Below are 15,893 nucleotides of genomic sequence, written 5' to 3'. Positions count from 1 at the left end.
CCCGTGATTCCCGTCGCCCCAGTTGACCCCGTCGCTCCAGTGGCTCCGGTTGGACCCGTAGTTCCCGTGATTCCTGTTACTTCAACAAATGCGACATCGTCAATTAATACAACCGGAGTATTACTTGACCCGGCTGTTTTACTGATTAAAATTTGTGCCTGAACAGCTGCAGCCGGCGCAGTAGTTGTTGTTTGATAGACTTCAGTCCATGTATCAAATATAGTATTAGGCATGTTTCCTATTGTGACGTTTATGTTTAATCCGGTTCCTACCACTGCGTTTGAAGCATCTAAATATAAAACTCTCAGATTGATTTCAGGGTTTGCAATTGTGCCAATTTTGCCGAGAGAAATGAAAAGCTGAAATGATTGCTGCGGAGAGACAGGAACAGTTTGTGACAAGGAGGCACTCGTAATTCCGCCTGCAAATTGGGCGGAGAATGCTCCCGTATGAGCAAATGCAGACACAACCGAAGCACTCACTCCGCTCCAGCCTGTTAAGTCTCCGGATTCGAAACTTCCATTGTTTATGAGATTTTGAATCGCCAATCTATACCCTCCTTTCATCATTTTTGCTAGTACAAATCAACATAGCATATGCAGTTTTATCTATTATGGAAACTCAATTCGCGAGATTTCTGTTTATCCCCTATTTAAATGTACTATCCGATCATATTGATGGCACGGTTTGTCACATTAACACCTGTTACATTAACAGAACCGGCAACCGTTAATACCACATCATACGTGATGGCCCCGGCATACGGCGCCTGGTCTACGAATGTCAGCGGAATAATGAGAGACTGCCCGCCTGAGTAAAACAAATTCAATTCAAGCGTCTCTGAACTGACTGTTATTCCGTCTCTTTTCAGCGACAAAATCAGCTTCAGTGAAAAATCCGGGGATAAAGGCTCATGACTGATGTTGAGCTGTACCGTAGAATCTACTTTTATCAATTGAGAAGCTGCTGCTATAACTGTGCCGGACAGAATATTTGCCGGTGATCCATCCAAAGGAATGACGGCGGCATCAGCAGCTTGTTGAAAAGCCAGAATCGGTATGCCGCCGGGCGGACCCGGAGGACCGGGGGGGCCTTGAGAGCCCGGAAGCCCTGCCGGCCCTCTCTTCCCCGGAGGTCCTTGTACACTATTAGGAGAGCACAGCGCAGGATTCTTTTCTGAAAAGGAGGGAGTTTTATCACTTTCTATGTGAGAACAGCCATCAGAAATTTTTTCATTATATCTACGCGAATGCTCTGTATACCAGCTCTTCACATGACGGCTCATACATTTATAGTGAGAGCTTTGCCCAGTGAACGGATTATTTCGTTTCGCACTCATAAAATCACCTCAACCTTATGGTACTCAGGCGGTTTATACATTGTGAAACGTCCCATCAATCTCTTAGTTCAAAAAAAAGAAGGCAGATCGCATCTGCCTTCTTCTTACCATAACCCTAATACTTTCCACCATAATCCGCCGATCACAAGCCATGTCACAATATGGACGATTGACAGGATAAAGCCGATGGACCACCATTTGCTTTGCGATATATAACCCGCTCCGAAAAAGACCGGAGCCGCTCCTGAGCCGTAATGCGTTGTCGAACCGAAAAGGTTGCTGAAAAACGCCAAGCTGAGCGCCGCCAACAGCGGCGGAGCGCCTGCAGCCACGATGACGGCGAGAAATGCCGCATACATGGCGCTGATATGCGCGGTTGCGCTCGCAAAGAAGTAATGCGTGTAATAATACACGACAATCAGAATCATAAATGCCACAATCCATGAAAAACCGGAAACAGAAGATTTCATCATATTGCTGAACCAAGACACCATGCCGAGCTCATTCAGGAAATTCGCCAGCATCACAAGCGCCGCGAACCAAGTCAGCGTATCCCATGCACCTTGTTCCTTTTTGATGTCCTCCCATGTTAATACCTGTGACAAAAGCAAAACGGATAATCCGATCAGGGCCGTCGTCGTTGCGTCAATATTTAAGCTTCCTCCGAAAATCCACAGCGCAAGCACCAATAAAAAGACGATGACCATGGAGAGTTCGGATTTTTTAAACGGACCCATTTCTTTCAATTTTTCCGTTGCGATTTTAGCCGCATCCGGTGTTTCTTTAATTTCCGGCGGATACAGCTTATAAATGACCAGCGGCGTAATGATTAAGCTCGCCAATCCCGGTACAATGGCTGCGATTGCCCAGCTTGTCCATGTGATGTCCACCCCTGCGACATCGTGGGCCAGCTTGGCGATCAGCGGGTTCGCCGCCATTGCCGTCAAAAACATCGCAGACGTAATCAAGTTTCCTTGAAAACCGGTTTTTAATAAGAAAGCGCCGATTTTCCGCTCTGTTCCGTCTGCCGGCGTTGATCCGAAAGTTTCGGATAATGATCTGATAATAGGAAAAATAATGCCGCCCGCCCGTGCCGTGTTGCTCGGAATGGCAGGTGATAAAATTAAATCACTGAAAAGCAGTGAATAAGAAAGGCCGAGTGTTTTCTTCCCGAACCGTTGTACGAATACGTAAGAAATCCTGGCGCCGAGCCCGGTTTTGATGAACCCCCGGGAAATAAAAAAGGCGATGACAATCAGCCAGATTGTCTTGTTTCCAAATCCGCTTAACGTATTTTCAATAGATAGCGTTCCCGTTAACGCGGTGACTGCCAATGCAAAAATTGCAATTGCGCCCATTGGCAAGGGCTTGGAGATAAAGCCGATAATTGTTGCGACAAAAATAGCGAACAAATGCCATGCTTTAGGTTCAAGTCCGGACGGCGCGGGAATAAACCAAATGATTAATCCCACAGCAACAGTAATAAGCAAAGGAATGATTTTTACTGCCTGCTGTTTTTTTGCGTCTTTTTCTGAAGCCATTACAGGTCTCCTCCTATTTTGTTGTCTTCCATCCCCTATCCCATTTTACTACTTAACTAAGTTAATAAACGTTTTTGTTAATTAAAAAACACAAAGGAATATTTTCCTTTGTGTTTCTTGTTTATTATTTTAATATGCCCGACCCGGCTTTAGATATAACATCTGATTTTACATTTGATGATGAGCCGATGGAACCGTGCAATGACGGTGTCCAGCCGACGGACTGACTTAATCCGTTGGCGGCTGACGCATTAATGGAGGAGCCGTTTAAAAGAGTGCCGTCTTCATGAAGCGCTTTTCCGCCGCTGAAGACGCTGATGACTTTATCAGCAGCCAGTCCCGGCACTTCAAAGACATTATTCTGGGCATATATTTTTGACGCGTGGCCCGCGCCCCACGCATAGCTGAACGGGTATGCGGCACTTTTAGAGCCTGCGTAAAAATTATTATAAATATGAACCTGCCCGTACCGGACCCGCGGTGCGCGCTGGACGATGTTCTGGTAATAGTTATGGTGAATGGTCACCTTCAGTTTTCCTTCATCCGACGTCTTGCTGTCGCTGTTTCCGATGACAGAGCCTTTGTCATGGTCATGATATTTATTATAGGACAATGTAATATAATTCGCCCCGTTGGCTATATCCGTCTGGCCGTCATGGTGCTGATATTTTCTCCCGTAATAGTAGGGAAAACTGCTGTCGGGATTCGATCCGTCATTAAAGGTGCAATGATCGATCCAGATGTGCGTCGCGCCGTTAATGGTGATATTGTCATATTCCGAGTTCCAGTTGCCGCTGCTGCCGTCCGTCGGGTCCCATTGCGGAAAATAGTCGTAAGCGTCTTGAAATTCAATGTTGCGGATGATGACATTGTCGACGCCGTTCTTAATATTAAAATTCCCGCCTGTCACTTTGGCATTTGAACCCGAGCCGATGATCGTCGTATTTGAAGGAATGTCAACCACGACCCGTGCCTTCTGGTTTTTTTGCGATCGCTGTCTGGCGTCTTCCTGGGTGCCTGACGGCGCTTTTTTTCCCCATTTGTCCGGGTCGTACGCCTTCAGATAGGCGTTCGGATCATATGCCGGATCTTTATAATCATCAAAGCCGAGAGTTTTATTGCGGTCGTCCGTATTCATATTGATTGTGCCTTGTATGTAAATAATCTTCGGTGTGCTGTTGGCGCTTCCCCCTAATGCAGAAACGAGCTGCTGTCTGTTTGATACGGTGTATACATTCGATGAATAGGCTTTCGCGCCGCCGGTTGTCCCGCCGGAAGCGGCTCCCCAGCCGTCATTTGTTCCTAACGTCTGCCGTCCCAGATCAGCGGCATAGACGTCCGCAGGGATCATACATAAACAAACCGCCAGCATAAATAACATTTTTTTCATGAATTGTGCTCCTCCTGATTCTTTGTTCCAATTTATTACAATTTAATTGTATCAAATCAGTTGAGAAACAGCACCGAAAATGTACAGAATGTGCCTTTCGGTTTTATTGCGGAAACCGCAAAAAAATCCCAAGGGACCGAAAACCCCTTGGGATCTGTTCAGCTTACGCCCATGATTTTACTTTTTCGTTATCCGTGACAAACAGAAGAACTTTTCCTTCATCTAAGCGCTTTTCAAATTGTGATGCTTCCTCTTCCGAAAAGCCGATTTCGTGAATTTTGTTGCGGAGCTCGTCGCCTTTTTTATTAAACATATTGCCGACTGCGTGTTTAATGCCCGTTTCTTTCGCTCCGATGGTATTGACATCAGTATTATCGGCCAGGCGGTCCGTTCTGTCGTCATCATGAGAAAGCACATATACGTCTTCTTTTGCGACACCCAATTGCTGAAGCTCTTTTACGTCCTGCATCAGTTTTTGATCATTTGTATATTCTCTTACTACCGGTTTCATTGATAAGTCCTCCCTTTTGTTTTGTATATTGGATGTTTACCCGATCAATCAAGGATCAAACAAAAGAAAGAGAGTTCAGTGGGAAAACGGGCAGATTGTCGGTGGATATTTTCTGGCGGGACATGTTACAGTAGAAAAAGCAACTTTTATCAGAAAAATAAAAATCTTCATGAGCCGATTAAGCAGGGAGGTGGTTCCTATTCATTACTTTTCACCGGAACAGCGATTTAACGCTTGGGTTGTCAGTGATTTAGTGAAGCAGGTATTCCGCCGGCATACCCGCTGCCCGGATGGAATAAAAGAGCTTACGGCCTTTGCTGAAGATACTTTTCATATTAATATCGATTTCGTTTTCTCTATCATTATCAATATCGGTGATATCGAATCCGTTCTGCCGACAGAAATTGAAAATAGGCTGAATTCTTATCTGACCGCGCTTCAGCCCGTGATTACCGCTGACATGCTTCATTCTTCAAAAACAAATGCCTATGAATATTTGGAACATGAGAAAAACACCGATGTGTACCGGTTATTCTATTAAATATGCATATAAGGAAAGAAGGGCCCTGGCCCTTCTTTTTTTATGGCCGCTGACGGTTTGATTTTGTAATCGGGAAATGGTTCGTGTTACATTTGGAACAACCACTTATCTTGAAGGAGGATTCAGTATGCCGAATCATCAGCAGCAAATTCAATTGGCAAGACGCCCCAAAGGCGTTCCCGCCCATGACGATTTCCGCTTTGAAACGATTGCCGTGCCCGAACCGAAAGACGGCGAAGTGCTTGTGAAAACAAGTTATGTGTCCGTTGATCCGTACATGCGCGGACGGATGCAAGATACAAAATCATATGTAGAGCCGTTCGCTTTAGATGAAGCCATAACAGGCGGAGTGATTGCCGAGGTTCTGACAGACGGCGATAAGCTGAAAAAAGGAGATGTTGTGATCGGAAATCTCGCATGGCAGGAATATTCAGCCGTCAATGAGTCCGCCCTCCGCAAGTTGGATACGGATATCGCACCCGCCCAGGCGTATCTCGGCATTTTAGGGATGACCGGACTGACCGCTTACTTCGGGCTGCTCGATATCGGCCGTCCGAAAAAAGGCGAAACCGTCGTCGTTTCAGGCGCGGCGGGCGCCGTCGGCTCAACAGTCGGACAGATTGCCAAAATCAAAGGCGCGCGGGTTGTCGGCATCGCCGGATCTGATGAAAAAATCGCGTATTTGAAAGAGGAGCTTCAATTTGATGAAGCCATTAATTACAAAACGGCGGATGATATTCAAAAAGCGCTGGAACAGGCATGTCCTGACGGCGTCGATGTCTATTTTGACAATGTCGGCGGACCGATTTCAGATGCGGTGATAAACCTGCTGAATGAATTCGCCCGCATTCCGGTATGCGGAGCGATCTCATCGTACAATACCGAAAGTGAAGAAGAAGACATGGGCCCCCGCGTCCAGCCGAAGCTGATCAAAACAAAAGCGCTGATGCAGGGATTCATCGTCAGTGATTATGCTGACCGCTTTTCCGAAGGTGCGAAACAATTGGCCGAATGGCTTAAGGATGGAAAGCTTCATTATGAAGAAACGATTACGGAAGGATTCAGCCATATTCCTGACGCGTTCCTCGGCCTGTTTAAAGGAGAAAACAAAGGCAAACAGATCATCAAAGTCAGTGATCTAAGTTAACATGATGATAAAAAAAAGGAGGGCTTTGTCCCCTCCTTTTCTGTTTATTTGGGATCAGCCGCGAAGAATCAAAGTAAGAAAGCCGTCTTCATCAGGCTCCGTATCTTCCAAAGTGAATCCCGCTGCTTGAAAGCAGGCTAAACTGATTTGATTGTCTTTTTCGATGTTTGCCGCCCATTCCCGCACGCTGGTAAACCCAGGGTCAGTCAGCAGTTTTTGCAACATCTGTTTTCCGTACCCTTGAAGCTGGTACAAAGGATTGACGATCAATCCGATATACGCCCGCTCCTCCACAAACTCCATAGAGACCATGCCTGCCGGACACTCCCCGTCATATGCCATAATGACAGTATCGTCTTCATCTTTATTCAATCGTGCATACCACGCGTCTAATGGCAGCATCGCATCCATTCTCCGTCTGATATTATCGTTCTTAAACCAGTGTTCAAGTATTTTCAGCTCACGTTCCTTCAATATTTGAAATCTGTCTATTGAAACCATCTTCCCGCCCCCGCCTGAACCTTTTCTATTATTTTACAACAAAAAACGAAGGGCTTCCCGCCCTCCGTTTCTTATTTCTCAGATAATTTTCCGCCTGAATAAACGGCCTCTTTCAGCGCAATTCCGAGTGATTTGGCCATTTTTTTCAATTTGGATTCTTCCATCGGCGTGACAAGGCTGAGTACGGTTCCTTCTTTACCGGCCCGCCCCGTCCGGCCTGATCTGTGAATGTACCCGTCTTCATTCGGGATGTCCGCGTGAATGACGTACGGAAGATCATCGATATCGAGTCCGCGCGCCGCAATGTCAGTCGCCAGAAGCAGCGGAAATTCTCCCCGTTCAAACGCTGATAATATCTTTGCCCGCTCCATTTTTTTCGCTTCTCCGTGCAGAATGCCGAGATCCACGTGGTGATAGGCGAGTTTTTCCGCATAGACGCTTAAATTTCCGATATCTCTGACGAACACGAGCGCCTGCATGCCGTTCAGCCGTGACAGCTTTTGTAATAGCTTCACTTTATCCCGCTGATCGCAGACGAGATATTGATGCGTGACGCGCGCTTTTTCCGCCGTATTCCGCTCCACTTTCAAAACGGCCGGTTCGTGTGCGATGGTATTCAGCACCTGTTCTGTTTCCGGCTGCAGCGTAGCGGAAAAGCTTAAAAGCTGTCGGTCTTTCAGCGTCGTTTTAATGATTTTTTTCATCGTTTCGCGGTGTTCCTGTGTCACGAGCTGATCCGCTTCATCAAGAACGATCGTCTTGACTTCATGCATTTTCAGCTTTTTCGCCTGAATCAATTCGAGCACCCTGCCCGGTGTGCCCGCAATGATATGCGGTTTATTTTTGAGCTTTTCCACCTGCTTTTTCACGTTTGCTCCGCCGATCAAAGACAAAGCGCGAAGATCAGAGCCTTTTATCCACTCCTGAATCACTTGAAAAATCTGCATCACAAGTTCGCGGGACGGCGCTAAAATGATCACTTGCGGATGTTTCTGTTCCGGGTTGATCCGCTCCAGAACCGGAAGCGTGTACGCCAATGTTTTTCCCGTTCCCGTCGGGGATTCGGCGATGACGTCTTTCCCTTCCATAATCACCTGAGCGGCTTTTTCCTGAATGACGGTCGGCTCCTGAAAACCTGACGCCTCCCAGTTTTCGGCGATAAATGGTTGTGTATGCTGTAAAAATGGCCATGTTTGGGTCATGTCGTTCTCCTCAATTCTTAAAATCTACTCCATAGTATCTCAAATGCACGCGCCAAACGCAATTTTCTTTTTCCTTCCAAGCCTTTTAACAAACGGTCTCCTCCTTTATAATCATAAATGAGAAAGACACATGATAAAAAAAGCGTGTCTGATAACGATAGAGGTGTAATGATGAGTATTTTATCCGTAAAAGAGTTAAGCCACGGCTTCGGTGATCGTGCGCTTTTTAACAATGTATCGTTCCGTCTTTTAAAAGGGGAGCACGTCGGCTTAATCGGAGCAAACGGCGAAGGTAAATCAACGTTTATGAATATTATTACCGGAAAGCTTGAGCCTGATGAGGGTAAGGTTGAATGGGCGAAAAACGTGCGTGTCGGCTACCTCGATCAGCATACCGTGCTTGAAAAAGGAAAAACGATCCGCGACGTGCTGAAAGATGCATTCCATTACTTATTTGCGATGGAAGAGGAAATGAATGAGATTTACAACAAAATGGGCGAAGCGGACCCTGATGAGCTTGAGCAGCTGCTTGAAGATGTCGGTGTCATTCAGGACGCCCTGACTAATAATGATTTCTATGTGATTGACAGCAAAGTTGAAGAAATCGCCCGCGGCCTCGGCCTGCAGGATGTCGGACTTGACCGCGACGTCACTGATTTAAGCGGCGGACAGCGGACGAAAGTGCTGCTCGCCAAACTGCTTTTGGAAAAACCGGAAATCCTTCTGTTGGACGAACCGACCAACTACCTTGATGAACAGCATATTGAATGGCTGAAACGCTATTTGCAGGAATATGAAAATGCGTTCATCTTGATTTCTCACGACATTCCGTTTTTAAACAGCGTGATCAATTTGATTTATCATGTGGAAAACCAGGAGCTGACGCGTTATGTCGGTGACTACCATCAGTTTATGGAAGTCTACGAAGTGAAAAAACAGCAGCTCGAAGCCGCCTATAAAAAACAGCAGCAGGAAGTGGCTGAACTGAAAGATTTCGTCGCCCGCAACAAAGCGCGGGTCAGCACGAGAAATATGGCGATGTCCCGCCAGAAAAAGCTTGATAAGATGGATATGATCGAACTGGCGGCCGAAAAACCGAAACCGGAATTCCATTTCAAGCCTGCGAGAACGTCAGGCAAGCTCATTTTTGAAACGAAGGACTTAGTCATCGGCTACGATACTCCGCTGTCACGCCCGCTCAATCTCAGAATGGAGCGCGGGCAGAAAGTCGCCCTGTACGGCGCAAACGGCATCGGGAAGACGACGCTGTTAAAAAGCCTGCTCGGTGAAATCCAGCCGCTGGAAGGCACGGTGGAACGGGGCGAGCATCAATACACGGGCTATTTCGAGCAGGAAGTGAAAGAAACCAATAACAATACGTGCATCGAAGAAGTGTGGAGCGAATTTCCTTCCTTTACCCAGTACGAAATCCGCGCCGCCCTCGCCAAATGCGGACTGACGACCAAACACATTGAAAGCCGCGTCTCCGTTCTCAGCGGAGGAGAAAAAGCGAAGGTCAGACTGTGCAAACTGATCAATTCAGAAACAAACCTGCTCGTGCTTGACGAACCGACAAACCACCTGGATGTCGATGCGAAAGAAGAGCTGAAACGCGCGCTGAAAGAATACAAAGGCTCCATTCTGCTGATTTCCCACGAACCCGAGTTCTACATGGATATCGCGACGGAAACATGGAATTGTGAATCTTGGACGACGAAAGTGCTGTAAACACAAAAAGGAACTCCCGCCTGTGCGGAAGTTCCTTTTTTTCTTAATGTCCGGCTTTTATTCCGGCGAGATGTTTGCGTCCCATGAGAAGGACAAGCATGCCGACAAAAACGACGATCCCGCCTACTGTATATGGAGTGCTTGCGGTGAAGTGTTCTGACAGCATCCCCGCAATCCACGGAGCGAGCGCACCGCCGATAAAACGGACTGAGCTGTAGGCTGAAGACGCGATTGAACGTTCAACCGGCGCAGAACCCATCACAGCGGTTGTCATGATCGTATTCACCATACCGAGAACAGCACCGGCGACAACGATACACGTAATGATCAACGTCTGATGGTCAGTCCAGATCCCCATGACGATGAGAATGACCGCAAAGGCGATAAAGAGAACGACGAGCGAACCCACTGTTCCCAGCGCTTTGTGCACGAGCGGCGCCGTAAAGACTGACGTAATTGCCAGCAATAACCCCCAGCCGAAGAAGACGTATCCAAGGCCGTGTTCATCTAAATCCAGCACGAACGGAGAATAAGCAAGCAAAATAAAAAATCCAAAGTTGTATAAGAAAGCAGATACTGCCATTGTCAAAAGGCCTTTATATTTGAGCGCCTTCATCGCATCAAACACACCGACGCGTTTCGCCGGTTTCGGCAGCTTCGGCAGCATGAGTGAAATCGCGCAAAGCGCTATGAACATAAGGACAGACACTCCGAAGAACGGAGCGCGCCATGAGATGCTGCCAAGCTCTCCGCCTGCAAGCGGCCCGACAGAAATTCCCAGTCCAAGCGCGGCCTCATACAAAATAATGGCTTTGGCGCTGCCGCCGACCGATACCCCGACGATGACGGCAAGCGCGGTTGAAATAAAGAGAGCATTCCCAAGCCCCCAGCCGCCGCGATAGCCGACAAGCTGAGCGATTGAACTTGAGCTTCCGCCGAGAGCGGCAAACACGATGATAAAAATAAGTCCGAGAAGCAGCGTCCATTTTGCGCCGATCCGGCTGGAAATCGCGCCGGAGAAAAACATCATAAAACCGGTAACGAGCAAATAACTTGTAAATAATAGAGATACTTCACTAGGTGAAGCATGTAATTGTGCGGCGATCGCCGGAAGAATCGGATCGACAAGACCGATTCCCATAAAGGAAATAACACAGGCAAACGCAACCGCCCAAACGGCTTTCGGCTGGCTGAATAAGCCTGTTTTCTGTTGTGATGATGTATCCATTTGACCAGACCTCCTGTTTCATCCATTAAAAGAAACGCTATATCCATAGCGTTTACAGCAAAATCATTCGATTGATTGAATGGCGCGGTCAGCTTTTTCTTTCATTCCGTTAAGGCGCGTTTTAAAATGCTGAAATGTGCTGATCTTCTCATCAATCATCTCAAGCTGGTGGTTCAAAGCGTGCTGAATCTCTTCCAGCTTTTCTTTCCGTTCCTTTGGATCCAGTGACAACAAGTACCCCTCTTTGTTTAATTCCAGCTGACGGCTCATCTCCATAAACTGCTGAAGCTCCTGAAGGGAAAAACCGAGCACTTCTTTTGTGCTGGTTACTTTTTCGAGCTCCTCCATATCATCTTCAGAGTAAAGCCGGACGCCGCCTTCTGTCCGTTTAGGAGCAGGAATCAAACCAATCTCCTCGTAAAAACGAATGGTTCGTTTTGTCAATCCGCTTCGCTTGGCAACTTGATCAATCTTCATCCATTCCAAGGTGAATCCCCCTCTTGTCGTATCTGTTTCTATTATACACCATTTGAACCTTAACGTAAACGTTAACTTTTTATGCTGATAAACTTTGCTTGGACAAAACGTTTGTCTTTAAAGCGCCGGGAGACATCTGTGTAAGATAAAAAAGCCGGAATGACCCGCCATCTTTCTCGGGGGCCGTACCGGCTTTTCTTAATTCTCAAGTTCTTCAATTATCAGTGACAATTCGGTCCAGCGCTCCATCGCCGCTTCAAGCTCTTCAGCCGTTTTTGCCTGTTCGGCCATCAGTTCTTGAATCTTTCCGAAATCACTTCCCGCATCAGCGATTTCCGCTTCCAGACGCTGATGCTTTCCTTCAAGGCCGGCGATTTTGTCTTCGATGCCGTCCCATTCGATCTGATCCTTATATGAAAGCTTTTTGCGCTTTTTCTTCGGCTCTTCCTCCGCCTTTTTCTCTTCGGCCGGCTGTTTTACCGCCGTCTTCTTCGCTTTTGCGTGTTCCATGTATTCACTGTACGAACCTTGGAAACGGGAAATGACACCTTGTCCTTCAAATACGATCAGGCGGTCAATGACGCGGTCAAGGAAATAGCGGTCATGGGATACGGTGATGACGACGCCTGGGAACTGTTCGATATAATCTTCGAGCACGCTTAATGTTTCCGTGTCCAGATCATTGGTCGGCTCATCTAAAAACAGCACATTCGGTTCCTGCATCAGTACATTCAGCAAGTACAGACGGCGCTTTTCCCCGCCCGACAGCTTTCTGATATACGTCTGCTGCATCGGACGCGGGAACAGAAAACGCTCAAGCATTTGTTCCGCGGTGATGACATCGCCTTCCGCCGTTTTGACGATTTCAGCCGTCTCTTTTATATATTCAATGACTTTCATATCACCGTTCATTTCGCTGTGGTCCTGGGTGTAGTAGCCGATCCGGACCGTCTGCCCGATGATGATATTGCCGCTGTCAGGCTGAATTCTGCCGGCGAGGCTGTTTAAAAGTGTCGTTTTCCCGATTCCGTTCGGCCCGATGATGCCGATTCGTTCCCCCGGGATGACAAGCTCATTAAACTGGCTGATCAGCGCTTGGCCGTTATAGGTAATGGTGACGTTATCGGCTTCGATCACCTGTTTTCCGAGACGGTGGGAGCCGATCGCGAAATCGAGTGATCCGGAGACTGCCGGCCCTTTTTGCTCTTTGAGCGCCTCCGCTCTGTCCACTCTCGCTTTTTGTTTCGTCGAGCGCGCTTTCGCCCCTCTTCTGAGCCACGCCAATTCGCGGCGCAGGAGGTTTTGACGTTTTGTTTCTTTCTGCTCCGCCAGCACTTCCCGTTCGGCCCGTTTTTCCAGGAATACTTCATAGTTTCCTTTATACGTATAAAGGCTGCCTCTCTCAAGCTCGTAAATTCTGTTCGTCACCCTGTTCAGAAAATATCTGTCGTGCGTGACAAGCATAACGGCGCCCGGATATTGCGATAAGTAGCCTTCCAGCCATTCAATCGTTTCATTGTCCAAGTGGTTTGTCGGTTCATCCAAAATGAGCAGGTCTGCCGGCTGGATGACGTTTTTCGCAATCGCGACGCGCTTTCTCTGGCCGCCGGACAGCTCACTGACATCCTTCATCAGATCGGTGACGCCAAGTTTGGTTAAAACCGTTTTGGCTAACGTATTCGCCTCCCACGCATCATTCGCGTCCATTCGGGCCTGCGCATCAAGCAGCTGTTTCTGGCGCTGGTCATTTTCCGGTTCTTCATTCAGCGCCTGAAGCGCTTTTTCGTATTCTCTCATCGTTCTCATGACGGCTGATCCGCCGGAATAAATATGCTCAAGTACGGTTTGTCCGGCCGGAAGCTCAGGGTCCTGATGCAAAAACTCAATATGCACGTTTCCTGAAGCCGTAATCTCGCCTTCCTCCGTTGATTCAAGGCCGGCAATGGTTTTCAGAAGCGTAGACTTCCCCGTTCCGTTCGGGCCGATTAAACCGATTCTTTCATTCTCTTCAATATGAAAGGAGATATGGTCGAATAATGTCTTATCTCCGTATGTTTTATAAAGGTTTTCCGCTTTTATGATGCTCATGGTTCCTATCAATCCTCACGTAAGTTCATGTGTTCATTTTAAATCAGGCGCTGGAATAAAACTAGTAAAAGGACAGACAAATTTCTTGGAAGAGATCATTTTGTCCGAAGAATGTTTCCGCCTCTCCTTTTATACACTGGAGGTGAAGAGGTGATGACATGATCAGCGTCAGTTTGTGCGTTATCGTGAAAAATGAAGAGGAAGTGCTTGCGGGCTGTCTTGATTCCGTCAAAGACATTGCGGATGAAATTGTGATTGCTGATACGGGCTCGACCGACCGGACGAAAGAAATCGCGGCCCGTTATACGGATAAGATTTATGATTTTGAATGGATCGATCACTTTGCGGCCGCTCGTAACTTTGTGTTTTCGAAAGCGGAAATGGATTATATTCTGTGGCTGGACGCCGACGATATATTGACGGAAAAGGACCGTGAAAAGCTGATTGAACTGAAGGCGTCGCTTTCAAAAGAGGTGGACGCGGTATCCATGTATTATCACGTCGGCTTTGATGCTCGGGGAGAGGTCAGCTTCAGATACCGCCGCAACCGTCTCGTTAAGCGTGAAAAAGGATTCCGCTGGATCGGAGCCGTGCATGAGTATCTTGAAGTATACGGAAACATCATAGAAACCGATATTGCCGTCACACACCGGAAATCCGCGAAAAAGCACTCGCCTCCCTCAGACCGCAACTTGAAGATTTATGAGAAAATGGCGGAAAACAGTGAAACGATGACACCGCGCGATTTGTTTTACTTCGCGAATGAATTAAAGGATCACGGCCAGTATCAGCGCGCCATCACGTATTATCACCATTTTCTTTCCACAAAACAGTGCTGGATCGAAGACGAGATCAGAACATGCCAATATCTATCCGATTGCTACAGGGCGGTCGGCCATGAAGAGGCCGCCATGACGTCTCTCTTAAAATCATTTCTGATCGATTGTCCGCGACCGGAGTTCTGCTGCAGGCTCGGCGACTATTTTGCGGAGAAACGGCAATACCGGCAGGGCGTGTTTTGGTATGAGCTCGCCCTATCCGCCAAAAGCAGTGATGCAGGCTTTACCCAGCTCGAATATTCCACCTGGTATCCCCATCTGCAGCTCTGCGTCTGCCACTGGCAGCTCGGCGACAGAGAAAAAGCGAAGATTCATAACGACAAAGCCGCCTCCTATCATCCGTCACATCCGAGTGTCCTGTATAATCAAAACGTGCTCGGCACATAACATCGAAAAAAAGAGCTGCCCCGTATGAAGGGCAGCTCCTTATTGATTACGCTGTCGGAATTCCTCCGCTTACACTGTAAATTTGGGATGTCACATAGCTCGATTCTTCTGAGGCCAAAAAGACATAAATCCCTGCTAGCTCCGCAGGCTGGCCGGCACGCTTTAATGGAACGGCCGGTGTTTCCTTGCCGAATTTCGGAATGTTTTCACCGGGCTGTCCTCCCGAAATCTGCAGAGGCGTCCAGATCGGCCCCGGCGCTACCGAGTTGACTCTGATTCCTTTATTCGCCAGCTGCTTTCCTAAGCCGACGGTAAAACCGATAATGGCATGTTTCGTCGCGGCATAATCCAACAGCATCGGGCTTGGATTATACCCTTCTACGGACGTTGTCGTGATAATAGACGCGCCTTCCGGCAGATACGGAAGCGCGGCTTTGACGAGCCAATACAGCGAGAATACGTTGACTTCAAATGTTTGATAGATTTGTTCTGTGGCAAGATCGCTGATATCATCCACTGCCTGCTGTTTGCCGGCGACAAGAGCGAGCGTGTCAAGACCGCCAAGCTCTTGATACGCTTTTTCTGCCAATTCTCCGCAAAACGCTTCATCGCTTAAATCTCCCGGCAGCAGAACGGCTTTTCTTCCCTCTTTTTCAATTAACGCTTTCACTTCTTCGGCATCCGGCTGTTCCTCAGGCAGATAGTTAATCGCCACATCCGCCCCTTCCCGGGCATAAGCAATCGCGGCGGCCCGGCCGATACCTGAATCGCCGCCGGTGACGAGGGCTTTTCTTCCCTTCAGCTTGCCGGCTCCTTTATAGCTTGTTTCACCGCAGTCCGGTACAGGCTTCATCTCTTTTTGCAAACCGGGCGGTTCTTGATATTGTTTTGGAAATTCATCATGATCATATTTCGTCAGCGGGTTGTGCAGATTTGCATCAGACATACAAGACTCTCCTTTATCATGGGTGATG

At 47.7% G+C, this 15,893-nt stretch carries 15 protein-coding genes; 4 read left to right on the top strand and 11 right to left on the bottom strand.

Going from position 1 to position 15,893, the window contains the following annotated elements:
* From BGM27_RS14835 to BGM27_RS14815, 5 genes are all read right to left on the bottom strand, one after another.
* On the bottom strand, positions 1-548 hold a 548-nt coding region (locus BGM27_RS14835), incomplete at its 3' end, for an NTTRR-F1 domain (RefSeq protein ID WP_217031283.1).
* Positions 549-661: 113 nt separating this feature from the next.
* The gene (locus tag BGM27_RS20580; RefSeq protein ID WP_223254693.1) at positions 662-955 is read right to left on the bottom strand and encodes a hypothetical protein; all 294 of its coding nucleotides are present in this window, start codon (positions 953-955) and stop codon (positions 662-664) included.
* Positions 956-1,443: 488 nt separating this feature from the next.
* Complete coding sequence (locus tag BGM27_RS14825) at positions 1,444-2,880, bottom strand: anion permease (protein WP_007408966.1); 1,437 nt, start codon at positions 2,878-2,880, stop codon at positions 1,444-1,446.
* 124 nt (positions 2,881-3,004) lie between these two features.
* Positions 3,005-4,270 carry a pectate lyase gene (locus tag BGM27_RS14820; RefSeq protein WP_007408965.1) on the bottom strand — a complete coding sequence of 422 codons (1,266 nt, stop codon included), beginning with the start codon at positions 4,268-4,270 and terminating at the stop codon, positions 3,005-3,007.
* Positions 4,271-4,433: 163 nt separating this feature from the next.
* A complete protein-coding gene (locus BGM27_RS14815; protein WP_003155650.1) occupies positions 4,434-4,781 on the bottom strand; it encodes a YflT domain-containing protein in 348 nt (115 codons plus the stop codon).
* 190 nt (positions 4,782-4,971) lie between these two features.
* On the opposite strand from BGM27_RS14815, the gene BGM27_RS14810 reads away from it, so the two are divergent.
* Positions 4,972-5,322, top strand: a complete 351-nt coding sequence (locus BGM27_RS14810) for a DUF3212 family protein (RefSeq protein ID WP_050551736.1) — start codon at positions 4,972-4,974, stop codon at positions 5,320-5,322.
* 127 nt (positions 5,323-5,449) lie between these two features.
* On the top strand, positions 5,450-6,469 hold the full coding sequence (locus BGM27_RS14805; protein WP_007408963.1) for an NADP-dependent oxidoreductase: 1,020 nt from the start codon (positions 5,450-5,452) through the stop codon (positions 6,467-6,469).
* A gap of 54 nt (positions 6,470-6,523) precedes the next feature.
* Here the strand turns inward: BGM27_RS14805 and BGM27_RS14800 are convergent, their stop codons facing one another.
* Together BGM27_RS14800 and BGM27_RS14795 are read right to left on the bottom strand one after the other, a co-directional pair.
* The gene (locus BGM27_RS14800; protein ID WP_007408962.1) at positions 6,524-6,970 is read right to left on the bottom strand and encodes a GNAT family N-acetyltransferase; all 447 of its coding nucleotides are present in this window, start codon (positions 6,968-6,970) and stop codon (positions 6,524-6,526) included.
* A 71-nt stretch (positions 6,971-7,041) separates the two neighbouring features.
* A complete protein-coding gene (locus BGM27_RS14795) occupies positions 7,042-8,172 on the bottom strand; it encodes a DEAD/DEAH box helicase (protein ID WP_007408961.1) in 1,131 nt (376 codons plus the stop codon).
* A 171-nt stretch (positions 8,173-8,343) separates the two neighbouring features.
* On the opposite strand from BGM27_RS14795, the gene BGM27_RS14790 reads away from it, so the two are divergent.
* Positions 8,344-9,900, top strand: a complete 1,557-nt coding sequence (locus BGM27_RS14790; protein WP_007408960.1) for an ABC-F family ATP-binding cassette domain-containing protein — start codon at positions 8,344-8,346, stop codon at positions 9,898-9,900.
* Between the two features lie 43 nt (positions 9,901-9,943).
* Here BGM27_RS14790 and BGM27_RS14785 read toward each other — a convergent pair whose 3' ends face one another.
* The 3 genes from BGM27_RS14785 to BGM27_RS14775 all read right to left on the bottom strand — a co-directional run bounded on the left by BGM27_RS14785 (position 9,944) and on the right by BGM27_RS14775 (position 13,693).
* Positions 9,944-11,128: an MFS transporter gene (locus BGM27_RS14785; protein ID WP_007408959.1), complete on the bottom strand. Its 1,185-nt coding sequence runs from the start codon at positions 11,126-11,128 to the stop codon at positions 9,944-9,946.
* Between the two features lie 63 nt (positions 11,129-11,191).
* On the bottom strand, positions 11,192-11,614 hold the full coding sequence (locus BGM27_RS14780) for a MerR family transcriptional regulator (RefSeq protein WP_003155658.1): 423 nt from the start codon (positions 11,612-11,614) through the stop codon (positions 11,192-11,194).
* Between the two features lie 189 nt (positions 11,615-11,803).
* A complete protein-coding gene (locus BGM27_RS14775; protein WP_007408958.1) occupies positions 11,804-13,693 on the bottom strand; it encodes an ABC-F family ATP-binding cassette domain-containing protein in 1,890 nt (629 codons plus the stop codon).
* A gap of 158 nt (positions 13,694-13,851) precedes the next feature.
* On the opposite strand from BGM27_RS14775, the gene BGM27_RS14770 reads away from it, so the two are divergent.
* Positions 13,852-14,919, top strand: coding sequence for a tetratricopeptide repeat-containing glycosyltransferase family 2 protein (locus BGM27_RS14770; RefSeq protein WP_020953937.1), 1,068 nt, complete (start codon positions 13,852-13,854; stop codon positions 14,917-14,919).
* A gap of 46 nt (positions 14,920-14,965) precedes the next feature.
* Here the strand turns inward: BGM27_RS14770 and BGM27_RS14765 are convergent, their stop codons facing one another.
* Positions 14,966-15,865 carry an SDR family oxidoreductase gene (locus BGM27_RS14765; protein ID WP_007408956.1) on the bottom strand — a complete coding sequence of 300 codons (900 nt, stop codon included), beginning with the start codon at positions 15,863-15,865 and terminating at the stop codon, positions 14,966-14,968.
* Positions 15,866-15,893 lie beyond the last annotated feature (28 nt).

It is taken from the genome of Bacillus sp. FJAT-27001 (genome assembly GCF_019039175.1).
GTDB classification, from domain to species: Bacteria; Bacillota; Bacilli; order Bacillales; family Bacillaceae; genus Bacillus; species Bacillus velezensis.
This window is presented reverse-complemented; position numbering and strand designations above follow the sequence as displayed.